We start from the raw sequence: 5,127 nt of genomic DNA, 5'->3' as shown, positions 1-5,127 counted from the left end.
GTCATCCAGCCATCCCTTTACGCGGCTTTCCGTTTCCGGACTGTCGGCTACTTGTGCCAAACGCTCCCGGATGCCTGTGACAACCCGTTCCCGGTATGGACTTTCCGGATTCGCCACTTCAAGCAATGCCGAGAGGATCAGCTTCTTCAGAATCGCTCCCAGTTTCTCCTCATTCATAAAGCCCAGCATGGCCTGCACGGCAAAGCCCTTCATTCCTCCAAGCTGAAGCTCATCCAGTTTGGCATGCGCCAGCTTGCCGAGCATCATTTCGTTATCCGGGTTGTTCACCCATTCTGCGGCGTACAGCAGTCCGTAGTCCAATACCTTCTCGTCCAACTGGTGCGCTTCCGTCTCTTTGACCGCACGGTTTAACAATTCGGTGATGTTCCGGCTATGAATATACCGAAGCACCATGTCCCGGATGTGCGGGGCCGCTTTCTCCAGCGGCAGTTCGCGAACGGCCTGCTCCAGCGAAGACAGGAGCTTCATGCGGACCTCTTTCCGCCGGATCAGCTTGAACAGCCCGGTCGATACGGACTGGAACAGTTTCATCTGCCGAAGCCTGGACGTGATGCTTTCCTTATTCAGAAGTTCGGTTTCCAATGCAGAGATGAGCGAATTGACGATTTTGTTGCGGTTTTTAAGCAGCAGCGACGTGTGTGGGATCGGAATCCCCATCGGATGGCGGAACAAGGCGGTGACCGCAAACCAGTCGGCAAATCCGCCGACGAGTCCGGCTTCAAAGCCTCCCAGCAGCAGCTTAACCCACGAATTTTGCGGCAGGAAAAGCATTACGAGAAAGCCCGCACCCATAACAGCCAGGGAATACCCGGCCAAATATCTGGATTTCAATCTGCATACCCCCATATGTACGTATACCATGATGGCGTCGATTCGACTTACTTCAATGACCGATAACGCTATCAAACTATTAACCATATTGTAGCCCATTTGTTTCGTTTACAGCCGAAAAACCCGGGCTCGCGAAAAACTCCCGGCTTCCCGGGAGTCTGCTGTCTGCACATCATGATTCCAAATGTCCGGTTAACAAGGCATCAGGAATAAGACTGCTTGGGCTCGCGGCGGAAGATCACGGACAGAATAATGGCCACGATGCCGATATTAATCGCGATATCAGCGATATTCATAATGCCTGTCATGCGGCCGAGGACGATAAAATCCGTAACCTTGCCGAACAGCACCCGGTCGATCGCATTGCCGATCGCCCCGCCGACGAGAAAGCCCGTGGCCAGCTCCATCCACGTCCCTTTAAGCACGCCTTTGGTCCGGTAATAGATAATGACGGCCGTAACAAACACCGCAAATACGACGAATAACTTGCCGTAGCCTTGGAACGAGCTGAACGCGGCTCCGGTATTTTGGTAGTACTCAAAATGAACGTACGGGTCAAGAAAAGGCCTCGAACCTCCGACGACCATGGATGAGCGGACCCAGAGCTTGCTCAGTTGGTCGATCGCAATGACGATCAGCGATATGATGTAAAACAAAATAATGATGCACCTCTTTCCCTCTGCGTCCGTTGTCTCATTTCCCTTGTTCAGCAAAGGAACAAAATGGGTAGAGACGCCGATGCTGACCCTTTCTAATGGAGTCATGCAGCATGCCTGTATGTCCATTATGCGTCAGATCGCTCTGCGTACACAAGTTTGACTCCGATCCTGCAGTTGCTGGCTGCAACGAACTTGCATCAATCCCCTCCAGGGACGGCTACTTCCGGGCTGAACACCGGCCGTGAATCCATTTCCCCCGGGCGCACCGGGTAGAGCGTTCCGTTCAGCGCAAAAGAAACCCTCCCCGTCTCCTCTGAAACGACAAGGATCAGCGCATCGCATATTTCTGACAGCCCCAACGCGGCCCGGTGACGGGTTCCAAGCTTCCCCTCGCGCAGCGCTTTGGAAACGGGCAGTACATTGCCGGCGGAGACGATTTGGTTCTTATCGACCAGCACCGCCCCGTCGTGCAGCGGTCCCCCCGGATAAAAAATCGATTCCAGCAGGGTATGCGACACGTCTGCCCCGACCGGTATGCCGGAATGCACCAGCGGCGGGAGCGCATCGTTTCTTTTGACGACGATGAGTGCTCCGTGATTCCGCTCCGACAGATGCTGCAGCGCCGTGGACAATGCTACGTAGCGATCTGTATAAGGCGACAGATACGCATTCAAATAATAGGATGCGGCCGTCATCTGCATGTCGGTAAAGACGCTGTGGATCTGCTCAAACTCATTCAGAATGCAGCATTCCTTCTGGTCGATCGTCGCCAGCATGCTCTCGATTTCCGCCTTAATAGTGGACAGGCTCTTTTTCAGATGGACCTGTATCGTTTCAGACAGACCCAGCTCATCTTCATTGTTCACTTCGGCTCACCTTTCCTTATGACTTAAAATATAGACTGCTCCGTCCAGCCTTCCGATTATTCGGCGTCTTCCATCGTAGGTTTTCATTATGCGGAACAATTTAGTACAATACTACTTGTGTCAGTTGATAACCAGTATCTGGAGGGATGAATCCATGACCGATTTTATCAGTCAATTAAACAAATATGCCGATCTTGCCGTCCGTGTAGGCGTCAACGTCCAGAAGGGCCAAACGCTGGTCGTCAACGCATCGATCCAGTCGGCGGAATTTGTCCGCTTAATCGTGGAAAAAGCTTATGATGCGGGCGCCAAGCTCGTCAAAGTCAATTGGAGCGACGAAATCGTTACCCGTCTGCAGTATGAACGGGCCGACGATGAAGTTTTCGCGATTCCACCGAAATGGTTTGCAGGGGAAATGATCGAACTCGTGGAAAACGGGGCAGCCGTGCTGCACGTGATTGCCGAGAACCCGGATTTGCTGAAGGGGATCAAGCAGGAACGGATCGCCATGAACCAAAAAACACGCGGCCAGGCGATGGCACCTTACCGTGCTTACCAGCAGGCGGACAAGTTCAGCTGGTCAATCGTGGCTGTCCCTTCGCCGGAATGGGCTGCAAAGGTGTTCCCTGACGCTCCCGAATCTGAACGGGTTCAGAAGCTGTGGGAAGCGATTTTCCATACGGTGCGCATTGATCAGGAAGACCCGGTCGGTGCTTGGAAACAGCATCTGGCCACATTGGATGAAAAATCGAACATCCTGAACGCCAAAAAATATAAGAAGCTCCACTATATCGCACCGGGAACCGATCTGACCATCGAGCTTCCGGAAGGACATATCTGGGCAGCCGGCGAGAGCATCAACGAGAAAGGACACAGCTTCGTCGCCAATATGCCGACCGAGGAAGTGTTCACCGCTCCGCTGAAGACGGGCGTAAACGGCACGGTGCGCAGCACCAAGCCGCTGAGCTATGGAGGCAACATCATCGACAACTTCTCCATTACATTTGAGAATGGCCGGATCGTAGGTGTCAGCGCCGAACAGGGACAGGAAACGCTGGAGCATCTCGTCGAAATGGACGAAGGCGCGCACTACCTCGGCGAGGTCGCGCTGGTTCCGCATCAATCACCGATTTCCGAGTCGAACATTTTGTACTTCAATACACTTTTTGACGAAAACGCCTCCAACCATTTGGCGATCGGCAGCGCCTACGCCTTCTGTGTTGAAGGCGGTAAGGACATGAATCAGGAGCAGCTTGCTGAGCGCGGTCTGAACACAAGCGTGACCCATGTCGACTTTATGATCGGCTCGGGGGAAATGGACATTTTCGGCGTTAATGCTGACGGTTCGGAAGAGCCTGTATTTAAAAACGGAAACTGGGCATTTTAAGGACTGACTCCAATCGGTCCATTAATGCTGTGAATCCTTGTTCTGCATACGATGAAATATTGGAGCCGCAAGAGCCTTCCTGGAGCGATGACAGGAGGGCTCTTTTGTAGTCAGGTGTTTTATTTATCCAGTGGTTAATTTATAATGGGGAAGAATTGAATACATATGTGGAGGTAGAGCCTATGCTCTCGTTCGAAGAGAAATTAAACAATTATGCCGAGCTTGCCGTCAAAATCGGCGCAAACGTGCAGCCCGGACAAACGCTGGTCGTGAATGCAACGATCGACGCCGCCCCGCTCGTTCGCTTGATCGTCCGCAAGGCGTATGAGATCGGCGCCAAGCTCGTCAAAGTCAATTATACCGACGAGGCGGTCACCCGGCTCCGGTACGATCTGGCACCGGCGGAATCTTTCCTTGAAGCTCCGACTTGGTATGCGGGCGAAATGACCGAGCTCGCTGAGAACGGAGCCGCTTTCCTGACCGTTCTCTCCTCCAGTCCCGACCTGCTCAAAGGAGTAGAGCCTGAAAGAATCGCCGATTATCAGCGCACCTACGGTCAGGCGATGGCGAAATACCGCCAGTTTCAGCAGGCGGATAAAATGAGCTGGACGGGCGTTGCCTTCCCTTCCCCGGACTGGGCCGCGAAGGTGTTCCCGGATGCGCCGCAGGATCAGCAGGTCGGCAAGCTGTGGGACGCCATCTTCCATGCATGCCGCGCGGACCGCGAAGATCCGATCGCCGCTTGGGAAGAGCATATCGATACGCTGCAGCAAAAATCGGATGAGCTGAACGCCAAAAAGTATCAAAAGCTGCATTTTACGGCGCCGGGCACGGATTTGACGATCGAGCTTCCCGAAGGCCATATTTGGGCGCAGGCGGGCAGCGTCAATGAGCAGGGTACGACGTTTGTCGCCAACATCCCAACCGAAGAGGTGTTCACCGCTCCGCTCAAAACCGGCGTAAACGGAACCGTGAGCAGCACCAAACCGCTCAGCTACGGCGGCAACATCATCGACCGCTTCACGCTGACATTCGAAAACGGCCGTATCGTAGATTACAAAGCGGAAGAAGGCCAGGACACGCTCGCACGCCTGATCGAGATGGACGAAGGCTCCCACTACCTTGGCGAGGTAGCCCTTGTTCCTTTCCAGTCTCCGATTTCACAAAGCAACATCCTGTACTATACGACTTTGTATGATGAGAATGCTTCCTGCCACCTGGCAATCGGCAGCTCTTACGCCTTCAATATACAGGGTGGTAAGACGATGTCCCAGGACGAGCTTGAGTCCCAAGGCATGAACCAGAGCATCACACACGTCGACTTCATGATGGGTTCCCCCGAAATGAACATTACCGGAATCAC

The 5,127-nt window shown here is 53.5% G+C and carries 5 protein-coding genes; 2 read left to right on the top strand and 3 right to left on the bottom strand.

What is annotated here, in order from left to right:
* The 3 genes from CPT76_RS06945 to cdaS form a co-directional block, all read right to left on the bottom strand.
* On the bottom strand, positions 1 to 852 hold an 852-nt coding region (locus CPT76_RS06945; protein ID WP_181152717.1), incomplete at its 3' end, for a DUF445 family protein.
* Positions 853 to 1,055: 203 nt separating this feature from the next.
* Complete coding sequence (lspA, locus tag CPT76_RS06940) at positions 1,056 to 1,616, bottom strand: signal peptidase II (RefSeq protein WP_234489945.1); 561 nt, start codon at positions 1,614 to 1,616, stop codon at positions 1,056 to 1,058.
* A gap of 92 nt (positions 1,617 to 1,708) precedes the next feature.
* Positions 1,709 to 2,377 carry a sporulation-specific diadenylate cyclase CdaS gene (gene cdaS / locus CPT76_RS06935; RefSeq protein ID WP_105442358.1) on the bottom strand — a complete coding sequence of 223 codons (669 nt, stop codon included), beginning with the start codon at positions 2,375 to 2,377 and terminating at the stop codon, positions 1,709 to 1,711.
* 154 nt (positions 2,378 to 2,531) lie between these two features.
* Between cdaS and CPT76_RS06930 the strand changes: the two genes are divergently transcribed.
* Both CPT76_RS06930 and CPT76_RS06925 read left to right on the top strand, forming a co-directional pair.
* Positions 2,532 to 3,764 (top strand): aminopeptidase, encoded by a 1,233-nt coding sequence (locus tag CPT76_RS06930; protein WP_105442357.1) that lies wholly within the window; start codon positions 2,532 to 2,534, stop codon positions 3,762 to 3,764.
* A 182-nt stretch (positions 3,765 to 3,946) separates the two neighbouring features.
* On the top strand, positions 3,947 to 5,127 hold a 1,181-nt coding region (locus CPT76_RS06925; RefSeq protein ID WP_105442406.1), incomplete at its 3' end, for an aminopeptidase.

Origin of the sequence: Paenibacillus sp. AR247, from assembly GCF_002968895.1 — a bacterium.
Taxonomy (GTDB): Bacteria; Bacillota; Bacilli; order Paenibacillales; family Paenibacillaceae; genus Paenibacillus_AQ; species Paenibacillus_AQ favisporus.
This window is presented reverse-complemented; position numbering and strand designations above follow the sequence as displayed.

What these genes read in the sequence shown, in the direction of transcription:
- CPT76_RS06930 (WP_105442357.1), top strand. Translation starts at nt 2,532, where the DNA reads ATGACCGATTTTATCAGTCAATTAAACAAATATGCCGATCTTGCCGTC.
- lspA (WP_234489945.1), bottom strand. Translation starts at nt 1,616, where the DNA reads ATGACTCCATTAGAAAGGGTCAGCATCGGCGTCTCTACCCATTTTGTT.